Source organism: Gemmatimonadaceae bacterium, from assembly GCA_040882285.1.
GTDB lineage: Bacteria > Gemmatimonadota > Gemmatimonadetes > Gemmatimonadales > Gemmatimonadaceae > JACDCY01.
This window is the reverse complement of sequence record JBBEBQ010000027.1, coordinates 14,016-37,217: the sequence shown is the minus strand read 5'-3', so window position 1 is coordinate 37,217 and position 23,202 is coordinate 14,016. Positions and strand designations below refer to the sequence as shown.

19 protein-coding genes and 4 tRNA genes are annotated in these 23,202 nt (G+C 65.7%); 11 read left to right on the top strand and 12 right to left on the bottom strand.

The window, feature by feature from the left end; translation table 11 throughout:
* Positions 1–8 precede the first annotated feature (8 nt).
* From WEA80_13530 to WEA80_13505, 6 genes are all read right to left on the bottom strand, one after another.
* On the bottom strand, positions 9–3,242 hold the full coding sequence (locus WEA80_13530) for a SusC/RagA family TonB-linked outer membrane protein (GenBank protein MEX1187598.1): 3,234 nt from the start codon (positions 3,240–3,242) through the stop codon (positions 9–11).
* A 99-nt stretch (positions 3,243–3,341) separates the two neighbouring features.
* Entirely contained in the window at positions 3,342–4,214 is an 873-nt protein-coding gene (locus tag WEA80_13525) for a ChbG/HpnK family deacetylase (protein MEX1187597.1), read from the bottom strand.
* Between the two features lie 147 nt (positions 4,215–4,361).
* Complete coding sequence (locus WEA80_13520; GenBank protein ID MEX1187596.1) at positions 4,362–6,683, bottom strand: glycoside hydrolase family 3 N-terminal domain-containing protein; 2,322 nt, start codon at positions 6,681–6,683, stop codon at positions 4,362–4,364.
* A 46-nt stretch (positions 6,684–6,729) separates the two neighbouring features.
* Positions 6,730–7,536 (bottom strand): glycoside hydrolase family 16 protein, encoded by an 807-nt coding sequence (locus WEA80_13515; protein ID MEX1187595.1) that lies wholly within the window; start codon positions 7,534–7,536, stop codon positions 6,730–6,732.
* Between the two features lie 27 nt (positions 7,537–7,563).
* Positions 7,564–8,283 carry a gluconate 2-dehydrogenase subunit 3 family protein gene (locus WEA80_13510; GenBank protein MEX1187594.1) on the bottom strand — a complete coding sequence of 240 codons (720 nt, stop codon included), beginning with the start codon at positions 8,281–8,283 and terminating at the stop codon, positions 7,564–7,566.
* Between the two features lie 14 nt (positions 8,284–8,297).
* Complete coding sequence (locus tag WEA80_13505) at positions 8,298–10,010, bottom strand: GMC family oxidoreductase (protein MEX1187593.1); 1,713 nt, start codon at positions 10,008–10,010, stop codon at positions 8,298–8,300.
* Positions 10,011–10,107: 97 nt separating this feature from the next.
* Between WEA80_13505 and WEA80_13500 the strand changes: the two genes are divergently transcribed.
* The 5 genes from WEA80_13500 (at position 10,108) to WEA80_13480 (ending at position 13,559) form a co-directional block, all read left to right on the top strand.
* A complete protein-coding gene (locus WEA80_13500) occupies positions 10,108–11,022 on the top strand; it encodes a sugar phosphate isomerase/epimerase (protein ID MEX1187592.1) in 915 nt (304 codons plus the stop codon).
* Between the two features lie 113 nt (positions 11,023–11,135).
* Complete coding sequence (locus tag WEA80_13495) at positions 11,136–11,768, top strand: DUF1080 domain-containing protein (protein ID MEX1187591.1); 633 nt, start codon at positions 11,136–11,138, stop codon at positions 11,766–11,768.
* Positions 11,765–12,865 carry a Gfo/Idh/MocA family oxidoreductase gene (locus tag WEA80_13490; GenBank protein MEX1187590.1) on the top strand — a complete coding sequence of 367 codons (1,101 nt, stop codon included), beginning with the start codon at positions 11,765–11,767 and terminating at the stop codon, positions 12,863–12,865. The genes WEA80_13495 and WEA80_13490 overlap by 4 nt, the downstream gene beginning before the upstream one ends.
* 82 nt (positions 12,866–12,947) lie before the next feature.
* On the top strand, positions 12,948–13,199 hold the full coding sequence (locus WEA80_13485; protein MEX1187589.1) for a peroxidase: 252 nt from the start codon (positions 12,948–12,950) through the stop codon (positions 13,197–13,199).
* A gap of 51 nt (positions 13,200–13,250) precedes the next feature.
* Positions 13,251–13,559 carry a hypothetical protein gene (locus WEA80_13480; GenBank protein MEX1187588.1) on the top strand — a complete coding sequence of 103 codons (309 nt, stop codon included), beginning with the start codon at positions 13,251–13,253 and terminating at the stop codon, positions 13,557–13,559.
* Between the two features lie 33 nt (positions 13,560–13,592).
* On the opposite strand, the gene WEA80_13475 is transcribed toward WEA80_13480, so the two are convergent.
* The 5 genes from WEA80_13475 to WEA80_13455 form a co-directional block, all read right to left on the bottom strand.
* Positions 13,593–15,023 carry a serine hydrolase gene (locus WEA80_13475; protein ID MEX1187587.1) on the bottom strand — a complete coding sequence of 477 codons (1,431 nt, stop codon included), beginning with the start codon at positions 15,021–15,023 and terminating at the stop codon, positions 13,593–13,595.
* Positions 15,024–15,110: 87 nt separating this feature from the next.
* Positions 15,111–15,184 (bottom strand) — tRNA-Arg (locus WEA80_13470).
* A gap of 48 nt (positions 15,185–15,232) precedes the next feature.
* Positions 15,233–15,306: transfer RNA gene (locus WEA80_13465), tRNA-Val, on the bottom strand.
* A 94-nt stretch (positions 15,307–15,400) separates the two neighbouring features.
* Positions 15,401–15,473, bottom strand: a tRNA-Gly gene (locus WEA80_13460).
* Positions 15,474–15,521: 48 nt separating this feature from the next.
* Positions 15,522–15,594 (bottom strand) — tRNA-Ala (locus WEA80_13455).
* 289 nt (positions 15,595–15,883) lie between these two features.
* Here WEA80_13455 and WEA80_13450 point away from each other — a divergent pair.
* From WEA80_13450 to WEA80_13440, 3 genes are all read left to right on the top strand, one after another.
* Positions 15,884–16,771, top strand: coding sequence for an RNA polymerase sigma factor RpoD/SigA (locus tag WEA80_13450; GenBank protein ID MEX1187586.1), 888 nt, complete (start codon positions 15,884–15,886; stop codon positions 16,769–16,771).
* A gap of 209 nt (positions 16,772–16,980) precedes the next feature.
* Positions 16,981–17,733, top strand: coding sequence for an ABC transporter ATP-binding protein (locus tag WEA80_13445; GenBank protein MEX1187585.1), 753 nt, complete (start codon positions 16,981–16,983; stop codon positions 17,731–17,733).
* Positions 17,733–18,530 carry an AraC family transcriptional regulator gene (locus WEA80_13440; protein MEX1187584.1) on the top strand — a complete coding sequence of 266 codons (798 nt, stop codon included), beginning with the start codon at positions 17,733–17,735 and terminating at the stop codon, positions 18,528–18,530. The genes WEA80_13445 and WEA80_13440 overlap by 1 nt, the downstream gene beginning before the upstream one ends.
* Here the strand turns inward: WEA80_13440 and WEA80_13435 are convergent.
* Positions 18,471–18,923 carry a four helix bundle protein gene (locus WEA80_13435; GenBank protein MEX1187583.1) on the bottom strand — a complete coding sequence of 151 codons (453 nt, stop codon included), beginning with the start codon at positions 18,921–18,923 and terminating at the stop codon, positions 18,471–18,473. The two genes, WEA80_13440 and WEA80_13435, sit on opposite strands and share 60 nt — an antisense overlap.
* Positions 18,924–19,009: 86 nt before the next feature.
* Here WEA80_13435 and WEA80_13430 point away from each other — a divergent pair, with 86 nt between their 5' ends.
* The 3 genes from WEA80_13430 (at position 19,010) to WEA80_13420 (ending at position 23,201) form a co-directional block, all read left to right on the top strand.
* Complete coding sequence (locus WEA80_13430) at positions 19,010–20,338, top strand: SpoIID/LytB domain-containing protein (protein ID MEX1187582.1); 1,329 nt, start codon at positions 19,010–19,012, stop codon at positions 20,336–20,338.
* Between the two features lie 326 nt (positions 20,339–20,664).
* Positions 20,665–22,248 (top strand): F0F1 ATP synthase subunit alpha, encoded by a 1,584-nt coding sequence (gene atpA / locus WEA80_13425; GenBank protein ID MEX1187581.1) that lies wholly within the window; start codon positions 20,665–20,667, stop codon positions 22,246–22,248.
* A gap of 77 nt (positions 22,249–22,325) precedes the next feature.
* Positions 22,326–23,201, top strand: coding sequence for a F0F1 ATP synthase subunit gamma (locus WEA80_13420; protein MEX1187580.1), 876 nt, complete (start codon positions 22,326–22,328; stop codon positions 23,199–23,201).
* Position 23,202 lies beyond the last annotated feature (1 nt).

Sequence of the window (23,202 nt, the reverse complement as noted above, 5' to 3'; positions counted from 1 at the left end):
GCGGGTGGCTAGAACGTGGTGACGACGCCAATGCTGAAAACTCTGTTGCTGGGATACGATCCACGATCGACGCCCCGATACTGATCACGAACGTCGCCGGCGGCCCCGAAGACGTTCGCCGTGGGGAGCGCCGGATCGAGGCCCTCGTAACCGGTAAAGGTGAACAGGTTCTCTCCCTGGAGATAAACCCGGGAGCCCGCCGGTAACCAGCGCGCGAACGACGAGGGAACCGTGTACCCGAGCTGCACGTTGCGCAGCCTGACGTACGACCCGTCCGCAACGTAGAAATCGCTGATCGCGGAGCTGAAGGAGTCGTTCCGGTCGATGCGGGGATACTTGGCGTTCGGGTTTTCGGGCGTCCACGAATTCTTGAGCAGGTCCTTTCGGACATTCGTCTCGAACTCGCGGAACACGTAGAATTCCTTCTGATTCTCGAAGATGTCGCTCCCGAACGTCCCGAAGAGAGTCGCGTTCAGGTCCCAATTTCCCCGTCGCAGCCCCAGATCCAGGCCGGCCGTGAAATCCGGATGGGGATTCCCGATAATGGTTCGGTCCGCCGCATTCACGATCCCGTCGCCGTTTACATCCTTGAACTTGAACCGGCCGGGAGCGGCCCCGTCCTGACAGGGAGGAGTCGCGCATACCAGGGTGACCGGATCCGCGGTGTGGGCGTCCGCCTCGGCCTGGGTCTGGAAATAGCCGTCCGTCACGAGGCCATAGAACGAGCCGATCGGATGACCGACCTGGTTGATGACCTGATTGCCGAAGCGCGTCGATATCGGACCGTAGAAGAAGTCCTGGACTCCGTCGATCGAGACGATCTCGTTCTTGTAGTGGCTGCCGTTGAAGGAGACGCTCCATGACGCGGCCTGATGTCCGATGGAGAAGTCGACGCCCGTGTTTTTCATCTCCCCGATATTGACGATCGGGGGAGCGGCGACGCCGGCCGTCGCCGGGAGTCGCGGGTCGAACAGCAGGTTGCTGGTCGCCCGCCGATACACGTCGACGATGAAATTGACCTTGCCTTCGAAAAGGACCATGTCGGCGCCCACGTTCGTGGACTTGTTCTCTTCCCACTTCAGATTGGGATTGCCCAACGACGTTTGGCGGAATCCCCCTACGATCGTGCTGTTTGATCCTGCCACGTCGTAGTAGGTATCTCCCCGGCTGCCGCCGAATTGAGCGACGATACGTCCGGAGGGTATGAGCTGGTTTCCGGTGACGCCCCAGCCAAACCGCAACATGACGTCCGAGAAGATTCTGCTGTTCGCCAGGAAGGGCTCGTTGGATATTCTCCAACCCAGGCCCGCTGCCGGGAAAGTTCCCCACTGGTTGCCGGGCGCCAGCCGGGAGGAGCCGTCTCTCCGCAGCGTAAAGCTCGCGACGTATTTGTCGGCGAAGTTGTAGTCGGCCTTTCCAAAAACGGACAACAAGGCATTCCGGCCACCGGTCGTGAAGACGTTCTTGGTGCTGGCCTGGCCCAGCGCGTCCTGGATGTATCTGGAATCCGGGCTGGTGTTCAGGAGGTTGCCAATTGATGCCTCGATGTACCGGTTGTTGCCTCTATTCGCTTCCTGTCCGACCAACAGATCGAAGTTGTGCCGGGAAAGCGCCTTGACATACCTCAGCGTATTGGTCCAGGTCCAATCGTTGAAGTCGTTCCTGTTCTCGCCCGCGCCATTGCCGAACGTCGCCTCGGCGACCTCGGGAGAGGCCGGAGTGAAGGTGAGGCTGGTTCTCTGTGCCACGTTGAATCCGAGCCTGCTCTTGAATGAGAACTGTGGGCTTACGTCCAGGCCGGCGAACACGTTGCCGAAGACCTGGTTGTTTTTGGTTGTGTTGTTCCTTGCAGCCGACGCAAACTTGAGGGGATTGCCCTGGTTGCCCAGGGTTTTGGCCTTTCCGCCGGCGAAATTGCCGTTTATGTCGTATATCGGGATGACGGGCTGCTGCAGAATGTTCTTGCCGAGGATGCCGTCTTCGGCGTAGCCACCCGGATCGTTCGGCAGCCCGCCAACATGTCGCTCGAGAGCGAGCGAGATGTTCTCACCGAAGTTCAGCTTGCCGCGGGTGAATATGGTGTTGACGCGGACGCTCCCCCGCTTGAAGTGATTGAACTTCGCGGTGCCGCCCTGATCGAAGTAATTGAAGGAGACACGGTATGCGTTGTCCTCACCGCCCCCCGCGACATCCAGGTTGTAATCCGACACCATCGCCGAACCGAAGACGGCGTCCCACCAGTTGGTGCCCTGGCTGCCGGGCATGATCAACGTATTGGGATAGGAATACGCAGCCTGATTCACGGCGGTCGGCCGTCCAAACGCGTCGAACGAGGTGACGACGCCCGTGCAGGCGGACGTCGCAGGGCAGTTGTTCGGCCAGATGAAAGCAGGGACCGACGGGTTGTTGGGGTCCCCGTAGATGTTGGTCGGGACCGCCTCTCCGGCGTTCTCGTAGCTTGCCTTCATTACCTGGAAGTAGTCCAGCGAGTTGGTAATGAGTATGTCGTCATAGCCGCGTACCGGAGTCGCCATCCCGGTTCTCGCCCGAAATGTGACCTGGGGTGGTCCGGCGACGCCCTTCTTCGTGGTCTCGATGAGAATCACACCGTTACTGGCGCGCGCACCGAAAATCGAGGCCGACGACGCATCCTTCAGGACCTGGATCGACGTGATGTCATTGGGGTTCAGAAAATTGAGATAGGATTCCTGAACCGGAGTTCCATCAATGACATAAAGAGGATCGTTGTTCTGGAAGGAACTGATGCCGCGGATTCTGACGGTGCTGCGTGCGCCGGGCGAACCGCTCGCAACAACCGTTATGCCGGGTACGGCGGCGTCCAGCCGCTGGAGCACACTCGCGCCCGTCTGTCGGGAAGCGCTTTCAACGTTGACGCTTGAGACCGCACCGGTGATATCTGCCCGCCGCTGTTCCGTGTAGGCGGTAACCACGACCTGCTCCAGATAGGAAATGGCCTCCATCGTGACGTCGACGGTCGTCCGTCCGGCGATCGGTGTCTCGACGGCGCGCTGGCCCACGAGAGTAAAGCTCAGGGTTCCATTCGAGGGAGCCGCTATGGAGTATCTCCCGTTCGCGCCCGTAATCGCGACGACATCCGTCCCCTGTAACCGCACTCTCACTCCCTGAAGGGGGGTGCCGCCCGCGGAAGTGACGGTTCCGGAGATCGGTATCCGCTGGGCCAGCGCAGTTCCGCCGAATGCCAGTGTGAGCAGAATGGCCATCCCCACCGCGCCAAGCCGGTGAAGGTGGCTGTTCCGGAATGAGCTCCTACCCGACTGAATCTTCTCCATGATTACCCTCCAAGTAGCACGCATTCGGTGTCATCCTCCTGGTCTGCGCATGGACTGCAAGCCCTGCATGTCGATCAGCTGGCGGTACGTAATGAGCCGGACGTTGCGAGCCTGGACCGCTTCGCTGAACGTCCGTGACGTGAGCGCATCAAGCTCTCCCTGGCGATTCTTGCTCATCTTGGCGAGAGGTTGGCCGGTGTTCATATCCAGCAGCGCGCCCAGCTCGGCGTCGTCTATCCCCACGTGAGTCACCACCATGTTGAGCCGCTCCGGGAGGCGACCGATCAGCGCCACCAGGCTGTCGATCTTGTTCTCCGGGGCCGCCCGGTACTGGGGATCGTGTCTGGTCTCCCCAAAGTATCCCGACATGCCAAGACCAAACTCACCCGCTAGCCGCTCCGTGATCTCGCGAAACTCGGGGTAGCGAACCGCCGTGCCCATGTGGTAATCCATGTAGTCGATCTTCAGACCCGACCGCTGCGCCCGTTGGATTTGCGCGCGCAGCTCCAGCTCGACTTCCCTTGGGTCAGGGTGGTTGCGATACAGCGCGGCGCCGTCCGGAAAGAAGTACCCGTCGGCATCCACGAGCGTGGGAACCGCACTGCGGCCCGCCACGGGTCCCCAACGGTAGTTCTTCCACTCCGAGTTGAGCGTCAAGTGAATTCCCACCGCGACCGCGGGGTTTCGCTGCAGGATCTCCACCGTTTCCTGGTACCACGGAGTGGGGAACATGACCGACACGGAAACCGGCAGGCCGGTCGCGATGAGCCGCTCGAGAGCCAGGTTCACGCTGTGGCTCATTCCGGCATCGTCACTGCGGATAATCAGATAGACCGGGTCGGAAGCACCGGGATGGATCGGCGTGTCGGCCCGAGCGGCAACACGGGTCGGCGAGGCGGACAACAGCGAGCTACACAGCAGTAAAACAAACGCACGAAGCAGGAGCGTACGACCCTCCCTTCCGAAAGAGGAAGTCAGGTAACTCTGCCTATTTCGACCCTCGTAATCCGGGCCAGGCAACCGCGTGGCCGGTCCGGAAGATCCCCTCTATTACTGCCCCGGATTGGAGATGTCAAGAACGGTTTCGCGGACCCCCGCGCATGTTCCCGGTACTCGAACCGGATGCCCATCCGCCGTCTCGAGCCGGAATCGAAGCTGGTTCGTGCTTGCCGAGCTGCCCCCGACGAACACGGTAAAGGTTCCCGGCTCCGCTACGCGAGCCAAAGCGGCATCGTGGAACGCGAGATCCTGGACGTGGATCGCGAACACAATTGTGCGGGTCTCGCCCGGGGCCAGTCGCACCCGGCGGAATCCGCGCAGTTCTCGTACGGGACGCGTGACGCTCCCGACGTCGTCGCGAATGTAGAGCTGCACGACCTCGTCGCCTGCGACCCTGCCCGCGTTCGTGACGTCCACCTCGACGCGTAGCGTGTCTGCGGGCCGCATCGTCGTCGCGCTGGCCCGCGGAGTGCCATGGCGAAAACTGGTGTAGCTCAAGCCGTGACCGAACGGGTACAACGGAGTCCACGGCACGTCGATGTATTTCGACGTGTATTTCTCGTTGGTCGGGGGGCGGCCCGTGTTGCGGTGGCTGTAGTAGATCGGCACCTGGCCCGTCACTCGCGGGAAGGTCGCGGCCAGCTTGCCGCCGGGGTTGTAATCGCCGAACAGCACGTCCGCCGTCGCGGTCCCGTGCTCCACTCCCAAAAACCACGTCTCCACGATTGCCGGCACGTTGTCGTGCAGCCATTGAAGCGCGAGTGGCCGGCCGTTCATCAGCACCACTACGACGGGTTTTCCGGTCGCGGCAATCGCTTGCGCGAGCCGCAGCTGCGCCCCCGGAAGCTCGACGCTGGCGCGACTCGCCGCCTCCGCGCTCTGCAACGGCGACTCGCCGAGCACCAGCACGATCGCGTCAGCCTGCCTTGCGACGCGCACGGCGCCGGCGATTCCCGTGCTGTCGTCGTCCATGGGAGATGCCCCCCGCTCGTGCACCACGCGCGTCCGCGGCGAGACCGCGCGCCGGATGCCGGTGAGGACCGATACCGCGTCCGCTCCGCGGCCAAGCGCCGACCAATTGCCGATGGCGGCACCGCTGTCGGCGGCCAGCTCACCGATCACAGCCAGCGTGCCAAGGTCTTTCGAGAGGGGCAGGGTGTTGCGATCGTTCTTCAGCAGTACGATCGACGCGCGCGCCACTTCCCGCGCGGCCTCGCGATTCTCGGCGGAAAGTCCGACTCCCTGCACGTGGGCGGAGTCCCCCACGCGATACGGGTTCTGAAAGAGGCCGAGCCGGTACTTGAGCCGGAGCACGCGGCGCACCGCTTCGTCCAAAGTCTGCGGCGCCACGCTCCCGGCGCGCACGAGCGACGGCAGCTGCTTGCGGAAGATCTCGCTCACCATGTCGATGTCGACGCCCGCGTTCAGAGCGAGGGTTCCGACGCTGGCGCTGTCGCCGCCGATGCCGTGATTGAGCAGCTCGCCGATGCCGGTCCAATCGCTTACTACCGCGCCGTCGAATCCCCATTCGCCGCGCAGGATGTCGGTCAGCAGTCGCTTGTGCGCGTGCGCCGGAACGCCGTCGATCTCATTGAACGCCGCCATCAGAGTCTGGGCGCCGGCGCACACCGCCGCCTGGAAAGGCGGCAGGTAGACGTCGCGCAGCGTCCGCTCCGGTACGTCCGCGATGTTGTAATCGCGCCCACCCTCGGCTGCTCCGTACGCGGCGAAGTGCTTGGCTGTCGCGGCAATGGTGCCGGGGTTGCGGAGGCTGCTGCCCTGAAAGCCCCGCACTCGTGCGGCGGCCATTATCGCGCCCAGGTACGGGTCCTCTCCCGAGCCCTCGACGATGCGTCCCCAACGAGGATCCCGCGCGATGTCTACCATCGGCGCGAAGGTCCAGCTGATGCCTTGCGCGGCTGCTTCCGCCGCGGCGATCCGAGCCGAGCGCTGGACAGCGGCAGGATCCCAGCTGCTGGCTTCGGCGAGCGGGACGGGAAACGTCGTGCGGAACCCGTGAATGACGTCGAGCGCGAAGAGCAGCGGGATGTGCGTCCGCGACTGCTCCACGGCGATCCGCTGCAATCGCACGACCGTGTCTCTTCCCACGACGTTGAGGAAAGAGCCCACCTCGCCCCGCCTGATCTGTTCGATTCCCGCCGGAGCTCCGCCGGGTCCGGTGGGCGCTCCCAAGCCCGAGAGCTGGTTGAGCTGGCCGACCTTTTCTTCCAGCGTCATCCCCGCGAGCACAGAATCCACGAAAAGGCGCTCTCGCCGATCCTCGCCCGGCGCCGCCGTCAGGGCTGCCTGCGTGGAGGCGACCTGATTGACCGAGCAACCGAGCGTGGCAATGGCACCGAGGAAGACCAGCATTCGGGTCAATTCCGCCGGTCTCCCAGTCTCCCGCACATCGACCTTCTTACGGATCGCGATACGCGCGCACATAGTCCACCACCATTTGCTGCGGGAACGTCGTCGACGTGTCGGGATCCCCTGGCCAACCTCCGCCCACCGCGACGTTGAGCAGCAAGAAGAAAGGATGATCGAACACCCACTTCGTACCCGCCGGCAGGTCCGCCGGCGTCAGTCGATGGTAGGGGCGCCCGTCGACGTACCAGCGGACCTCGCCCGGCCGCCATGCGACCGCGAAGACGTGGAAGTCGTCCGCGTAGCCCCCTCGAGACAGCGTGTCGGCCCGGCTGATGCCGCCAGCGCCCGAATAGCCCGGGCCGTGCAACGTGCCGTACGCTACGGCCGGCTCGCGCCCGATGTGCTCCATGATATCGATCTCGCCGCTCCGGGGCCATCCGACGGAATCGATGTCCGCGCCGAGCATCCAGAAGGCGGGCCAGAGTCCCTGTCCGCGTGGAACGCGGATCCGCGCCTCGAAGCGGCCGTACGTCTGCGCGAACAGCCCCTTGGTCTTGAGCCGCGTCGACGTGTAGAGACAGCGTCCGTACCAGCATGCGTACCCGGACTCCGCCGGCTCGGCGCGGGCGGTGATCACCAGATGGCCTTCACCGTCCAGGGCGATGTTCTCGCCGCGCGTCGTGTAGAACTGCCGCTCCTGGTTGCCGAAGCCGTGTCCGCCCGTGTCAGCGACCCACCTCGACCGATCAAAAGACGCGCCCGCGGGTCCGTCGAATTCGTCGTGCCACACAGGGCTCGGCGATGGAGCCGCAACGGCGCACGCGGAAACGGTGAACCATGCGACGAAGGTCGCCATCATTTCAGTCCTTTGTTGCACCACAGCTCAGGCGTGCGGAGCCCAAGCCTTCTCGCCGGGCCGATACGGCACGCACGGATCGAAGCGGCCGGGCGATTCCTCGTAGCGCAGCGCCTGCGTGTAGCCGATCTCCGACGTGAAATAGCCGAGCAGCGCGAGCTCCTTCATCATCCGAAAGTAGTGCGGTGGGGGGTCCTCGGTTATCGCGGCGGCCGCGCCGACGTCGGCGCCCGGTGCCGCCTCCTGGCGCTGGTCGCTCAGAGCCGCCTCGGCTCGCTGCCGCTCTTCCTTCTCATCCCTGCGGGCGTCGCTCTCGGCCTTCTGCTCGCGATCGACCGCCTCGAGCAGGGCGAGCCGCTGCCGCGGCGTCGCGGTCATGAACGAGACGGTGTGCGCCTTGCGGCTCGCTTCGTCGAGCTTGCGCATGCCCTCACGGAAGACAGCCTGATCGCGCGGGCTGTAGCTGTCCGTCACCATGAGCGCCATGAACGCGCCCGTCTTCGCGGCTTTCGCGCCGGGCGTGCTCGTGGCGGGAAGAATCGTTTCCGCGACCTCGTCGAGGAACGCGATGTCCTCGGGTGTGAACAGCGCGCCGGTGACGCCACGGTCTTCGTCCCGGCAACCGGTGAGCAGCGCGCTGCCGCCGACCAGCGCAACCCCGCCGAGCAGCGCGGTTACGCGCAGGATCGCCTCGCGGCGGTCGATCATCCCGGGAGTGAGGTCACCCGCGTTTTCGTGTGCGGCCATCGGCGACTCTCCGGTCAAATGTTGCGGCGATTCAGCTCGCGCACCGCGAAATCGGCCGCGCGCGCGGTGAGCGCCATATAGGTGAGCGACGGATTCTGGCACGCGGCAGACGCCATGCAGGAACCGTCCGTAACGAAGACGTTGGGCGCGTCCCACACCTGGTTGTGCGCGTTGAGCACCGAGGTCTTCGGATCGCGCCCCATGCGCGCCGTCCCCATCTCGTGGATTCCCATGCCGGGGAAGTACTCGTTGTCGTACGTGTATACTCCCTTCGCGCCGCACTGCTCGAGCATGTCCGCCATATCCGTCATCATGTCCTTGCGCATCGACCGCTCGTTCTCGCCCGTAGCGCAGTCGATCTTCAGGACCGGCAGACCCCATTTGTCGCGCTTCGTCTCGTCGAGTGAGATCCGGTTTGCGTGATTCGGGAGCATCTCGCCGAAGGCGGTGGCACCGATTGACCAGTCTCCCGGCTGCGACAGCGAATCCTTGAAGGCGGCGCCGACACCCAGCTCGGCGACCGCTCTCGACCACCCCTGGCGTCCGGCGCTTCCCTGGTAACCGAAGCCGCGGAGATATGCGCGCTTGTCGCCGAACAGGTTCCGGTAGCGCGGGATATAGAAACCGGTGGGTCGCCTGCCGTTGTAATACCGGTCCTCCATCCCCTCGAGCTTCCCGCCCGCGCCGACGCGGAAGTGGTGGTCCATGAGATTGTGGCCCAGCTCACCGGAGCTGCTACCGAGCCCGCCGGGCCAAACGTCGGTCGCCGAGCGCATCAGCAGCCAGGTGGAGTTGAGCGTCGAGGCGCAGAGGAAGATCACGCGGGCCGAATGGTCCGTAGTCTGGTCGCTTACCGCGTCGAGGACGCGGACGCCGGTCGCGCGCTTGCGATCGCGGTCGTACAGCACCTCGGTGACGATCGCGAACGGCTTGAGCGTGAGGCGTCCGGTTTTCGCGGCCGCGGGCAGCGTGGATGACTGCGTGCTGAAGTAGGCCCCATACGGGCAGCCGAGCCAGCAGGCATCCCGGTACTGGCAGGCTGAGCGGCCGGTAAGCTCTCGCGTGAGGTTCGCGACGCGGCCAGGGATGATGCGTCGCCGTCCGTCGTACAGTTTGCTCAGCCGCCCGGCGACCAGCTCCTCGCCGCAATTCAGCGGCATCGCCGGTTGGAACTTGCCATCGGGGAGCTGCGGGAGCCCTTCGAGCGACCCCGAGATCCCGGCGTGCGGCTCGATGTGATCGTACCAGGGGGCGAGGTCGGCGTACCGGATCGGCCAGTCGGTCGCGATTCCGTCCCTCGCGTTGGCCTCAAAATCGAATTCACTCCACCGGTAGCTCTGCCGCCCCCACATGAGTGACCTACCGCCGACCTGGTACCCGCGGAACCAGTCGAACCGCTTCACTTCCGTGTACGGGTTGTCCTTGTCCGATGCCCAGAACTCGAGGTTCTTCTCGTTCAGCGGGTAGTCGCGCTTGAGGACCGGGTACGCCTCTTCCATCGCGCGGGTGCGGCCGCCGCGATGCGGGTACTGCCACGGCGCCTTGGTCGCGTTGACGTAGTCCTTGATGTGCTCCACGTTGCGGCCGCGCTCGAGCAGCAGCACGCGGAGTCCCTTTTCCGTGAGCTCCTTGGCCGCCCATCCGCCGGAGATCCCGGATCCGACGACGATCGCATCGTAGCTGGTATCCTGCATCGTGTCCTCGCTGGCGGTTGCGAATTTGCGCACGCGCCACCTTGCTCGCGTGCAACGGAAGCTGCGTAGCGGCCTGAATTCGAATATGTCGCGCGGCGCGTTCGACGGCTACATTTCCACGGGTCCCGTGATGAACTCCCCAGGTATCCCTTCCGGGCCGGACACGCGCCGCGCGTTCGTCGGCGCACTCCTGCGTGCCGCTGCCGCGCTGGCCGCCGGTGGCCTGACGGCGGGCGCGAAGTGCGCCCGCCGCGAGGCGGAAGCCGGCGGCACCGCACTGCTGCCGGCGGGCACGCGTGCGATCGGCGTGCAGCTCTACACGGTGCGCGACCTGATGGCGCGCGATCTCCCCGGCACTCTGGCGGCCCTGGCCGCGATCGGGTACACCGAGGTGGAGTTCGCCGGGTACTTCGGACAGGAGCCGGCGCAGCTACGGGCGCTTCTCGCCCGGCTCGGATTGGCGGCGCCTGGCGTGCACCAACCGCTCGATGCGCTGCGGAACACCCTCGATGCCGTGCTTGCGGCGGCCGAAATCATCGAGCACCGCTACATCGTCTGCCCGTGGCTCGCCGAGTCGGAGCGCACGGCCGACGGCTACCGGCGCCTGGCCGCGGACCTCGACCGAATCGGGAGGGCGTGCCGTGATCGCGGGTTCCAGTTGGGGTATCACAACCACGACTTCGAGTTTGACCCCGGGGTCTTCCCCGGAACGACGCCGTACGACGTGCTGCTCGCCGAGACCGATCCCGAGCTCGTGACCATGGAGCTCGATCTGTTCTGGATCACGCGCGGCGGGCGCGATCCACTCTGGTACTTCGAGCACCATCCGGGGCGCTTCCCGCTCTGGCACGTGAAGGACATGCGTGACGTCGCCGGCGCGCGGGAGATGGTGAGCGTCGGTCAAGGCGACATCGATTTCGGGCGGTTGTTCGCGGCCGGTGAGCGGGCCGGGCTCAAACATTTCTTCGTCGAGCACGACAACCCGGCCGATTCCCTCGCGAGCGTCAGAGCGAGCTACGAACATCTCAGGCGGATCCTACGCTGACGGCCCGCGCCTTTCCCTGCGGACGCGGGCGGGGCGCTTTCACCGCGCTCCTGGCGCTGTGCGGCGTGATCGTCGGTGCGGGCTGCACCCCGTCGCAACCTGAATCGGATCAGATGAGCGACGGGTGGACGGCCTTGTTCGATGGCAGCGGCCTCGATCACTGGCGCGGATACCACCGCGAGGACCTGCCGTCGGGCTGGCGTGTGGAGGACAGCGTGCTCGCTTTCGTTCCGGGCGCGGACGGCGGCGACATAGTGTCACGCGACCAGTACGGTGACTTCGAGCTCACACTTGAGTGGCGCATCTCGGAAGGCGGCAACAGCGGAATATTTTACCGGGCTGCCGAACAACGTGACAACGTGTGGGAGACGGGTCCCGAGATGCAGGTGCTGGACAACGCGCGTCACGTGGATGGCCGCAGTCCGCTGACATCGGCCGGCGCCAACTATGGGCTGTACGCGCCCACGGTGGACGTGACCAGGCCGCCAGGCGAGTGGAACGAAGCCCGCATCGTCGCGCGCGGGCCGCACGTGGAGCACTGGCTCAACGGCCGGGAGCTCCTCGAGTACGAGCAGGGAAGCCCGGAGTGGCAGGAGCGGGTGCGCCAGAGCAAGTTCGCCACGATGCCGGAGTATGGGCGGCAGCTGCGCGGGCACATCGCGCTGCAGGATCACGGCGACCGCGTGTGGTACCGCAACATCCGCATCCGGCGGCTCGGTGAGCCGGCGGCCGACACCGCTCCCTGACGCCTCAGCAATTTGATTCTTCGGATCAGCGCGGATCGATTCGCGTTGGCCTGATCGGGTACGGGCTCGCGGGCGCCGTCTTTCATGCTCCGTTGATCGCGGCGACCCAGGGACTGCGCCTCGCCGCAGTGGTGACCGGGAATGCCGAACGGCGGGAAGCAGCGCGGCGCTCGCACCCGGGGGCCGGCCTCTTCGGCACTCCGGCACAACTTTGGGAGCATGCCGCGGACCTCGACCTGGTCGTCGTCGCCTCGCCGAATCGTACGCACGTGCCCCTGGCGCTGGCCGCGCTCGCCGCCGGACTGCACGTCGTCGTCGACAAGCCGCTCGCTCCGACGGCCGCCGAAGGCCGGCGGCTCACCAATGAAGCTCGCGAGCAGCGACTCATGCTCACCGTATTTCATAACCGGCGGTGGGACGGCGACTTCCTCACACTACGCCGGCTGCTGCGCGAAGGCGCGCTCGGCGAGCCCCTCCGGTTCGAGTCGCGGTTCGAGCGCTGGCGTTCCGTTCCCAAACCGGGGTGGCGCGAGCTCGGCGCGCCGGAGGAAGCGGGGGGGCTCCTCTACGATTTAGGCTGCCACCTCATCGACCAGGCACTCGTTCTCTTCGGCCCCGGGAGTCATGTCTATGCCGAGTTGGATCGCCGCCGATCATCGGTCGAAGTCGACGACGACAGCTTCGTGGCGCTGACCCACGCCTCTGGTGTGCGCTCTCATCTGTTCATGAGCGCCGTTGCCGCTCAAGGCGGCCCGCGCATTCGCCTCCTCGGCAGCCGGGCGGCATACGTCAAGCATGGGCTCGACGTTCAGGAAGCCATGCTCCGAAGGGATTGGCGGTTTGATCCCACCGGGTCGACGCAGGAGCTCCGCGACAGCAGCGGACAGTTGGGAAGCGGCGATGCGGTCGTTACGATCCCGACCGAGACAGGAGCGTATCACCGGTTCTATGAGGGAGTTGTCGCGTCACTCCGCGACGGCGGGCCGCCGCCGGTGGATCCTGCTGACGCGGTTGCCGGACTGGAGATAATAGAGGCAGCCCGGCGCTCCGCAGCCGAACGACGCGTTATCACTGTTTCGGGAGGATCGACGTCGTGAAGCGTGCCGCCGGTCGGCTTGTGGTCGCTTCGCGCTCCGCGCAGCATCTTTTTGCCACCCACTATCACACCGGACCCAACTGATGAAGCCGATGTTCCTTACTGAAGTCGAGCAGGCGGAGCCGAAGGGCGCTTACTCCGGCACGATCGCTGAAATGCGGGCGGCAGGTCTCCCCGTGCCGCAGATCATGCACCTGTTTGCGTTCAAGCCGGACCGCACGGAACATCTTTCCGCGTTTACTCAAGGCGTGATGCGCGGTCCCTCTCCTCTCGCACCGGGATTTAGGGAGCTGATCGCGGCATTCACCTCGCGCCGGAACGATTGCCTCTTCTGAATCGGCTCACATGCCGCGGTCGCGGCGACGCTGCTCGAGGATCGCGCGATGGTGGAGGCCGTGCTCGATGATTTCCGGACCGCGCCGATAAGCGCGCGGGAGAAGGCTATGTTCGCTTTTCTGGAGAAGATGAATCGGGAATCCAGTCGCCTTGAGAAGGAGGACGTGCAGGCGGTGGTGGCGGCGGGGTGGACCGAGGAAGCAGTGTACGATGCGATCACCGTGTGCTCTCTGTTCAACTTCTACAACAAGTGGATCGACGCGACCGGCGTGAGCGACATGCCGGCTGCAGCTTATGAGGCATCCGGCCAGCGCCTGGCCGCGTTCGGTTACGTCCCCCAACCTCCTCCTGCGGGCTAAGCGCGTGGCGCCGTCGCCGTAGGCGATCGGTGTCTATCTCACCCGCGGTGCCGGTGTGCTGGCGCCGCCCTGATGGAGGGTGAGCGTCGTTGCCCTCCCATCCGGGCCGCGCGTGAAGGCGACCTGCGCCTCCACCACTCGCAGAAAGAAGCTGTCCTCCGATTCGGCGTACAGCGGGAATCGCGGCTGACCGGTGGCCTGGAGATACATCTGCGAGCCTTCGCGCGTGATGGTGATGTGGAACTCGGGCGTGAGGGCGTATTCGCCCACCAGTCCCTCGAGTGAGGTCTCGGGGAGCGTCACCGCCACCCGCTCGCGGACCACCGGATACGCGTCGTCCAGCAGATGCCGCCCGATATCGGTGACGTCGGCCGCCGAAGCGGACAGCACGATCACCGCCACCCGCCGTACGGGATCGAACGCGGCGTAAGAGCGGTGCCCACCCGTGCCACCGTCGTGAAAGAACATCTTCGCCCCGCCCGTGATCGTGGCCCGTATCCAGGCGAGTCCGGCGTCGGCTCCCGCGCCCACCTCGCGCCTGGGCTCGTGCGCCAGCCGCAGCGCCGCCGCGAGCGGCCGCTTCGACGCGGAGTCCACGTCCGCGGCGATGTTGGCCGTCAGATATCGGAGCATGTCCCCCGCGGTCGATCGCAGCGCGCCCGCGCCCTGCAGCGACGCGAGATCCCAAACAGGCATCACTTGCCCGCCCGCGTTGTGTCCGGCGGCGAGCCGCGCGCTGTCCGCCGGCGTCAGCGTGATCCTGGTGTCCGTCATCCCGAGCGGGCCGAGCACCCGGGTCCGCACCAGCGTCTCGTAGTCCGTTCCCGCGCGGAGCGTAAGCGCGTGGCCCAGCAGGCCCGCGCCGAGATTCGAATACTCGAAGCGATCGCCGGGCGCCCGCCTGAGCTCGTGCGCCGCGAGAAACGCGTACAGCTTGTCGGCCGTGTAATCGACGTACGGGTTGGCGATGTCGCGCGGCGAGAGGTTGCTCGGCAGGCGCGGGAGTCCGGAGAAGTGCGTCGCGAGATCGACCAGAGTGATCTGGCGATCGCCGCTCGCGGGCACGCGTGTGCCCGCGGGCAGGTACTTCGCGACGGGGTCGTCCAGCGCGACTTCACCGCGCACAACCATGTCGGCGAGGATGGCGCTGGTGAAGGTCTTCGTGATCGAGCCGATCTCGAACAACGTCGCGCTGTCGACCTCGGTCGCTCCCGGCAATCCCGTGCCGTGGCTGACGAAGCGCGTGCCGGCTGCATCCAGAACTCCGACGACGATGCCCGGCGTTTTTCCGGATTCGACTCGTTGCCGCAGGATCGCCGCGATCGCCGAGTCCGGCAGCAGCGAGACGGTGGAGCGAACCACCGCGTCCGCGGGCTGCGCGGGGCGTCCGGCGGTCGCCGAAGCGCACGCGCCCGGAAGGAGGCAGCTGACGGCGAGAGCAAGCGAGCGGGCGATCGGTCGCACGCTCATTTCCGGAAAAGCCAGACGAGCGCGGTGAGAGGCACGACCGGGAGAATGCGCGCGGGCTGCAGCAGGAAACGAGGAATCAAACGCGCCCGAAGGGACTCGAACCCCTAACCTTCTGATCCGTAGTCAGATGCTCTATCCAATTGAGCTACGGGCGCTGAGAAAAACCGTGACTAGTGACTAGTGACTAGTGGCTAGTCACTCGATGGGCGGTACAAGACTCGAACTTGTGACCTCCACGATGTCAACGTGGCGCTCTAACCAACTGAGCTAACCGCCCTACATCCATCGACAGAAACGGCCGCCCGCGGCGGCCGTTTCCCCTTCCGCAGTTACTAATCACCAGTCACTAGTCACTAGCCACCGCCCTTCAGAGCGGGAAACGGGACTCGAACCCGCGACCCCAACCTTGGCAAGGTTGTGCTCTACCAACTGAGCTATTCCCGCGTCGCACCAACGAACTCGTAACATATCAGCGGCCGCTGCCCAAAAAAATGGAGGCGAGGGGAATCGAACCCCTGACCTCTTGAATGCCATTCAAGCGCTCTCCCAACTGAGCTACGCCCCCCGACAGCGGCACCCACCGTAAGTCGTTAACACACGTCCGTTTGGGAACCTTGAAGGATATTCAGACGTAGTAAGGAAGTCAACGAATTGGGTCTAGCGGGATTCCATCCGGCAGGTATTTTGCAGCCGTTTGGTAATGCCCGAAATGAGGCGGTCCTGCTTCGCGCGCTGATCAGGTGCAGTAGTTGCGGCAGCGCGAGGGAGTATTACGGCCGAGCGTCGGGTTTCGCAGATTCAATCGCGGGGCGGGAAATCCCTCTCCGAGCAGTCTATCCGAGGAAATATTCGAAATGGCGGAAGTGAAGCGGCGGCGCAGGACTACCACACCGGCAGGGATCGGGACCACCGAGCCGGACAGGGACATCCTCGACCAGTATCTATACGAAGTGAGCACTTATCCCCTTCTCAAGGGGACGGAGGAGCTCGATCTCGCGCGCCTGATCCGCGCGGGGGATCAGGACGCCCTCCAGGAGCTGGTCAAGCGCAACCTGCGCTTCGTCATCTCCGTGGCGAAGAAGTACCAGAATCGCGGCCTTCCGCTCATCGACCTGATCGGTGAAGGGAACGTCGGGCTGCTCACGGCCGCCCGGAAGTTCGATCCCGACCAGGGCGTCAAGTTCATCTCGTACGCGGTGTGGTGGATCCGGCAGGCCATCCTGTCGTCGCTGGCGCGCCAGGGACGGACGGTGCGCGTGCCGCTCAACCGCACGGCGGACCTGTCGCGCATCATCAAGGCGTCGGAGATCCTCCGGCAGAAGATGCGCCGCGAGCCCACGCCCAACGAGCTGGCGCAGCTCACCGGCCTGTCGGTGGACGTGGTCCAGTCGCTCGCCGCGCTCAACACGGGCGACGTCCGGCTCGACGCGCCTATGGACCCGGAAGGCGATCGCTCGCTCATCGAGCGGTTCGTCGCCGACGAGATGCCGGACACCGAGGAAGAGGCGATGAGCCGCTTCCTGAACGACGAGATCGAGACGGCGCTCTCCACGCTCCCCCCGCGGGACGCGAAGGTGCTGCGGCTCTACTTCGGCCTGGAAGGCGGACGCGAGCACACGCTCGAGGAGATCGGCTCGATGCTGGGCGTTACGCGCGAGCGCGTGCGGCAGCTGCGGGATCGCGCGCTGAAGCGGCTGCGCGAGGGTGAGGTCGGGCGGGCGCTCGGCAGCTTTGCTGCCTGAGCGGGTGACTAGTGACTAGTGACTAGTGGCTAGTGACTAGTCACTGCTAACTGCTGGAATCGAAGGGGCGAGCCGAAATGCTCGCCCCTTCTTTTTTTACGCCAGCGAGAGGTAGCCACCCTACCGCCCCGAAGCCAGTTTTGTGATAGTAGTTGTAGTTCACCAGTCACCAGTCACTAGTCACTAGTCACCGCTTCTAAGTCACCGCCTTGATCCGTCTCGTCGACGTCCACAAATCCTTCGGCACCAAGCACGTCCTGCGCGGCTTCTCGCTCGACGTCTCCGAGGGCGAGACCATGGTGGTCATCGGTGGGTCGGGCACCGGGAAGTCGGTCGCCATCAAGCACATCGTCGGCCTGCTCGATCCCGATGAGGGGACGGTCTTCGTCGACGGCCAGGAGGTGCCGGAGCTCTCCCGCAACGAGGTGTACGAGCTGCGAGCGCACATCGGCTACGTCTTCCAGTTCGCGGCGTTGTTCGACTCGCTGACCGTCGCGCAGAACGTCGCCATGGGGCTGAAGCAGCTCCGGCACCTCAATCCCGGAGAGGTCAGCGGCCGCGTGAGCGAGGCGCTCGCGCTCGTGGACCTGCCCGACATCGAGGACCGGTACCCCGCCGAGCTGAGCGGGGGGATGCGGAAGCGCGTGGGAATCGCGCGCGCCATCGCGCGAAAGCCGAAATACATGCTGTACGACGAGCCGACCACGGGCCTCGATCCCGTGACGGCGTCCGTGATCGATCAGCTCATGATCCGGCTGCGCGAGCGGCTGGCCGTCACGAGCCTCGTCATCACGCACGACATGAAGAGCGCCTACGCCGTCGGCTCGCGCATCGCGCTGCTGCACCAGGGACGGATCCGGCAGGTCGGCACCGTCGAGGAGATACAGCAGAGCACCGATCCGATCGTTCGGCAGTTCATCGAGGGCAGGCCGGCTCCCGACGCGGCGCAGCTCGGCGTCTAATGCTTCCTCCCGCGGTCCTTGCACCGACGATCGTCGTGTACGCCGTGCGCGACCGGGCCCGCGCGCTGGTACGGTCGGCGTTTCCGAAAAGGCGCACGCACGCGATCGTCGTGCGCACGCCGGGCGAGATGGAGAGCGCCTTCCGCCAGAACCTCGTCGACGCCGCGCTCGTGGATCTCGGATCGGGCACGGAAGACTCGTGGAAGGTGGCCGGACTCTCGCTCGAGTACCCGAGCGCGCCTTTCTTCGGCATGCTGCCGCTGCGATCGGCCGACGGGCCCGCGCTCGCGCGCGCGGCGGCGCTCGAGTTCGCGGACGTGCTGGTCGAGGGCGTGGACGACCCGGTGGCACGCGAGCTCGTGTATCCCCGGACGTTCACGGCGCGGTTCGCCGGGGCTCTGTCGAATCCGCCGCCGTCCGTTGGACTCACCGACGAGCGCCAGCACGCCGTCTGGCGGATCATCGTGGGGCAGGCGGGACGTCCCGTGCGCACCGGAGCAATAGCCGACGCGATGGGGCTCAGCCGCGAGCATTTGAGCCGGGTGTTCGCGAGCGCCGGCGCGCCCAACCTCAAGCGCGTGATCGATCTCGTGCGGCTGATAGCCGCCGCGGAGCTGGCGAAGAACCCCGGCTACGACGTGCGCGACGTCGCCGCGGTGCTCGGCTTCGCGTCGTCGTCGCACCTGTCGAGCACCTCGCAGCGGATCGTGGGCTCGCGGCCCGCGTCGTTGTCCCGCTTACGCACAGTAGATCTCGTCGAGCGCTTTTCGCAGGGGCGAGGACGAAGTCGCCGGTGAGATCCGGCGGGCGCCCTCCTCAACCTCGGCGGCCTTCTGCCGCTCGATGAACGTGAGAAAGCCGGCCAGCAGACGCGTCACGGTCGCGGCGCGTGTCGCGAGCGCGGCCAGCGAGTCCTGCGGGAGCGCGGCGGAATGCCGCGCGATGGCGAGCTGAGTCTCGAAAGTCGTGAGCGAGCGGCGCGCCTGCTCGAACACGCGCTGCTGATCGAGCGCGTCGCCGCGGCCGTACCCGTCGGCGATCCCCGTGGCGAGCATCGTGGCGCTTTGGACGAGCGCTTCCACGAACCAGGAGCACTCCCTGCGGCCGTGCTGCCGGGCGACGCGCAGCGTCTCGCCGCCGAGCGCGACGGCCTCCTGCCACAGCTTGAGATCCTTTACGCCCGTCGCCATCCCCCAGGGTCGGTACGGACCGTGCCGTATGCGGCATCGAAAAACCGCCGGCGAGTGTTTCCCGCCGCCACAACGAGGTGCACCTGATGGCTCGCTATCCCGGCTGGATCGGTCTCTCCCTCGCTCTTGGATCTCTCGCCTGCTCCGCGCGCGGCCCCGTCGCGCCGCTGCCGGAGCCCACTCCGCGCCTGCCGGAGGTCGAACGGGACGTCCGGATCGGAGTCGTGCAGGCGGCGGACAGCGTCATGGTGGGAAGCACCGGGGCTTTCACGGTAACGGAGCGCGGCACCAACCGCGTGCTGGCGTCGGGCTCGAACGCGGCCGCGACCGTGACGCGCGCCGGAGGGGGAGCGGGATATCTGGTCAGGCTCGGCAACGCCACGGCGGAATCCGCCAATCCCGTGCGCGTGACTTCCGCGGCCGGCGTGACGATCAACGGTCAGCAGTACCGCGGGAGCGCGGAAGTCGGCGTCAACTCCGCGGGGACGCTGGCGGGGGTCAACGAAGTGCCGGTCGAGCAGTACCTGTACGGCGTCGTCCCGCGCGAGCTCGGCCCGAACGTTTTTCCCGAGATCGAAGCGCAGAAGGTTCAGGCGATCGCCGCGCGCACCTACACCGTGGCGTATTTCGGCCGCCGGGCGGCGGACGGCTACGACCTGCGCGCCACCGTGGACGATCAGGTGTACGGCGGACGCTCCGCGGAGCATCCCGTGTCCACCGCCGCCGTCGACGCGACGCGCGGAATCGTCATGCGCCACGGCGGCCAGCTCATCCTCGCGCGCTACTCGTCCACGTCCGGCGGGCACACCGCGAACAACGAAGAGTCGTTCGCGGAGAATCCGATCCCGTACATGCGGGGCGTGCCCGACATGCCGCCGACCGCCGGACCGACGTTCGTCGCGAGCCTCGAGGCGTTCAAGTCGGCGCCGTACAGCACCGATTTCAGAAAGCCGGCGGCGCCCTTCGATCCCGACCGTCCGCGGTACCACCGCTGGGTCGTAGAGTGGTCGCCAACCGAGCTGAGCTCGATCGTCTCGACGTTCGCGCAGCGCAACGTGGGGCTCGTGCGGGAGCTCAAGGTCATTCAGCGCGGTCCATCGGGCCGGATCATCTTCCTGGAGATCGTGACCGATTCCGGGTCGTTCCCGGCTTCAATGGGGACGATCCGCGCAGCGCTGAAATACGTGAACGCGACGGGAGGGCTGAGCAATCTGCCGAGCACGCTGTTCTTCATCGAGCCGGTGGAGCAGAACGGAGCGGCAGTGCCGGGATCGTTTCGCGTGTACGGCGGAGGGTTCGGCCACGGGACCGGAATGGCGCAGGTGGGAGCCGTGCTGATGGCGCGGGCCGGAAAGCAGTACCCGGAGATTTTGCAGCACTATTACACAGGGATCGAGCTCATCCGGGCGTACTGAAGGTCTCGGGTTTGCTCCACCCGTGCCTGCTGTCTCTCTTGCCGCGGCTAGCGTAATGCGTGGCCCGTCGTTGCGTGGAGCGTCAGGCCGTAGTCAGGACATGTAAACGGGAAAACGAAACGACGGAAAAACGGGAAACGCACTACGCTAGCCGGGGCAAAGAGATGCCGACTCGGCAAGCCTAATGGTCTTTTGGATAACTGAAAAACGCGTCCTTCCAGTTAGCTTGAATCGCCCCTGGGCTTGTGATATTTTTCACAAGCCCTCCAGGGCCCCGCCGGCAGCCCAAAAATGGCCCGGCTCTTACCACTCAGAACACAACCGTCATGCCCGCTGAAACGACACTTCGCCCCGGGGAGATCAAGGACATCCTCCTCCGTGAGATCGAGGCCGCCGACCTCCACGAGCTCGACGTAGAGGAAGTCGGCACCGTCCTCGAGGTCCGGGACGGCATCGCCCGCATCTATGGCCTCGCTAAAGCGATGGCCGGCGAGATGCTCGAGGCGACCTCGTCGGAGACCGGAGCGAAGATCGTCGGACTGGCGCTGAACCTCGAAGAGGACAACATCGGCGCGGTCATTCTCGGCGACTACCTCCAGCTCAAGGAAGGCGACGAAGTCCGCCGCACCGGCCGTGTGCTCGAGGTGCCGGTCGGACCCGAGATGATCGGCCGCGTCGTGGACGCGCTCGGGAATCCCGTGGACGATCGCGGTCCCATCGGCACGACGCACACGCGCAAGGTCGAGTCGGAGGCGCCGGGCATCATCGTGCGGCAGCCGGTCCGCGAGCCGATCCAGACGGGACTCAAGGCGATCGACTCCATGATCCCGATCGGCCGCGGCCAGCGCGAGCTGATCATCGGCGACCGCGGCACGGGCAAGACGGCGATCGCGGTGGACACCATCATCAATCAGAAGGGCACCGGCGTCATCTGCGTGTACGTCGCGATCGGCCAGAAGAAGTCGACCGTCGCGGCGGTCGTCGAAAAGCTGCGGCAGGCGGGCGCGATGGAGTTCACGATCGTCGTCGTGGCCGGCGCGTCCGACCCGGCGCCGATGCAATACATCGCTCCCTACTCCGGCTGCGCGATGGCCGAATACTTCATGTACAACGAAGGGAAGCCGACGCTGTGCGTGTACGACGATCTGTCCAAGCAGGCCGCCGCGTACCGGCAGATCTCGCTGGTTCTGCGCCGCCCGCCGGGGCGCGAAGCGTACCCCGGCGACGTGTTCTATCTGCACTCGCGGCTGCTCGAGCGCGCGGCGAAGCTGCGCGAGGATCCGGGCGTCGTCGACAAGAACATCCTGAAGCCGGGTGGATCGCTCACCGCGCTGCCGATCATCGAGACGCAGGCCGGTGACGTGTCCGCGTACATCCCGACCAACGTGATCTCGATCACCGACGGGCAGATCTTTCTCGAGTCGGATCTCTTCTTCGCCGGCGTTCGCCCCGCGGTCAACGTCGGCATCTCGGTGTCGCGCGTCGGCGGCGCGGCGCAGATCAAGGCGATGAAGTCCGTCGCCGGCCGGCTCCGCCTGGACCTCGCGCAGTACCGCGAGCTGGAAGCGTTCTCCTCGTTCGCCTCCGATCTCGACGCCGCGACCAAGCGGCAGCTCGAGCGCGGCGCGCGCACGGTCGAGATCCTCAAGCAGCCGCAGTACCAGCCGATGCCGGTCGAGCAGCAGGTCGTGATCATCTACGCGGTGACGAACGGCTACCTGGATCAGATCGAGGTCTCCGAGGTGCGCGCGTGGGAGCGCGACTTCCTCGAGGTGATGGCCAGCCAGCACGGCGACGTCCTCGACAAGATCCGGAACGAGAAGGTCATGTCGAAGGACACCGAGGCCGCGCTCAAAGCCGCGATCGAGGCGTTCAATTCTTCGCGGACGCCGGCGAATGCCGCTGTGTAACTCGAACTGCGCTATTGGCTATTGGCTCTTGGCTTTTGGCCAACAGCTAACAGCCAACAGCCAACGGCTGCCGTTCAATGGCTAAAGGCCGCGAGCTCAAGGGCCGCATCAAGTCCGTCGAGAACACGCGCAAGATCACGCGCACGATGGAGATGGTCGCCACTTCCAAGATGAAGCGCGCGCAGGACCGCGTGCACGCCGCGCGGCCGTACGCGCTGGTGCTGCGCGAGGTCATCTCGAGCGTGTACTCGCCGGACGTGGCCGACGGGTTTCCGCTGCTGCGGCAACCGGAGAGCGTGCGACGCGCGGCGATCCTGCTCATCACGTCCAACCGCGGACTGGCGGGCGGCTTCAACGCCAACCTGATCAAGGAAGCGCGCAACCTCATCGCTCGCCTCGAAGCCGCGGGCACCGAGACGGAGCTGCACATCGTCGGCCGCAAGGGAGTCGGCTATTTCAAGTACATCGGGCGCGAGGTGAAGACGAGCCGCACCGACATCACCGACAAGCCAACTTCGGCCGATGCCGCGTCGCTGTCCGACGTGCTGATGGACGATTTTGCGGCCGGCCGGCTCGACGCCGTGTACGTCGTGTACGCCAAGTTCAACTCGGCCCTGTCCACGCCGCCAGTGTCGGAGCAGGTGCTGCCGGTGCAGCCGCCGGCGCGTGAGGAGGGGAAGCAGGGACTGCAGCGCGACTACCTGCTGTATCCCTCCGCGGACGCGATCCTCGGCGAGCTGCTCCCGCTGTACGTGCGCAACACGGTGTACCGCGCGCTGGCGGAATCGAACGCCGGCGAGCAGGGCGCGCGCCGGACGGCGATGAAGAACGCAACCGAGAACGCGAGCGAGATGATCAACGGACTTCGCAGGACATTCAACCGCGCCCGTCAGGCGCAGATCACCCAGGAAATCGCCGAGATCGTCGGCGGTGCCGCCGGTTTACAGGGATAAG

Excerpts from the sequence above, each read along its gene's own strand:
- WEA80_13530 (MEX1187598.1), bottom strand. The coding sequence starts at position 3,242 with ATGGCCATTCTGCTCACACTGGCATTCGGCGGAACTGCGCTGGCCCAG.
- WEA80_13520 (MEX1187596.1), bottom strand. The coding sequence starts at position 6,683 with ATGCTGGTCTTCCTCGGTGCCATTGCCACGCTCGGTTGCTCGGTCAAT.
- WEA80_13515 (MEX1187595.1), bottom strand. The coding sequence starts at position 7,536 with ATGGCGACCTTCGTCGCATGGTTCACCGTTTCCGCGTGCGCCGTTGCG.
- WEA80_13510 (MEX1187594.1), bottom strand. The coding sequence starts at position 8,283 with ATGGCCGCACACGAAAACGCGGGTGACCTCACTCCCGGGATGATCGAC.
- WEA80_13500 (MEX1187592.1), top strand. The coding sequence starts at position 10,108 with ATGAACTCCCCAGGTATCCCTTCCGGGCCGGACACGCGCCGCGCGTTC.
- WEA80_13495 (MEX1187591.1), top strand. The coding sequence starts at position 11,136 with ATGAGCGACGGGTGGACGGCCTTGTTCGATGGCAGCGGCCTCGATCAC.
- WEA80_13485 (MEX1187589.1), top strand. The coding sequence starts at position 12,948 with ATGAAGCCGATGTTCCTTACTGAAGTCGAGCAGGCGGAGCCGAAGGGC.
- WEA80_13450 (MEX1187586.1), top strand. The coding sequence starts at position 15,884 with ATGGCGGAAGTGAAGCGGCGGCGCAGGACTACCACACCGGCAGGGATC.
- WEA80_13440 (MEX1187584.1), top strand. The coding sequence starts at position 17,733 with ATGCTTCCTCCCGCGGTCCTTGCACCGACGATCGTCGTGTACGCCGTG.
- WEA80_13435 (MEX1187583.1), bottom strand. The coding sequence starts at position 18,923 with ATGGCGACGGGCGTAAAGGATCTCAAGCTGTGGCAGGAGGCCGTCGCG.
- WEA80_13430 (MEX1187582.1), top strand. The coding sequence starts at position 19,010 with ATGGCTCGCTATCCCGGCTGGATCGGTCTCTCCCTCGCTCTTGGATCT.
- atpA (MEX1187581.1), top strand. The coding sequence starts at position 20,665 with ATGCCCGCTGAAACGACACTTCGCCCCGGGGAGATCAAGGACATCCTC.
- WEA80_13420 (MEX1187580.1), top strand. The coding sequence starts at position 22,326 with ATGGCTAAAGGCCGCGAGCTCAAGGGCCGCATCAAGTCCGTCGAGAAC.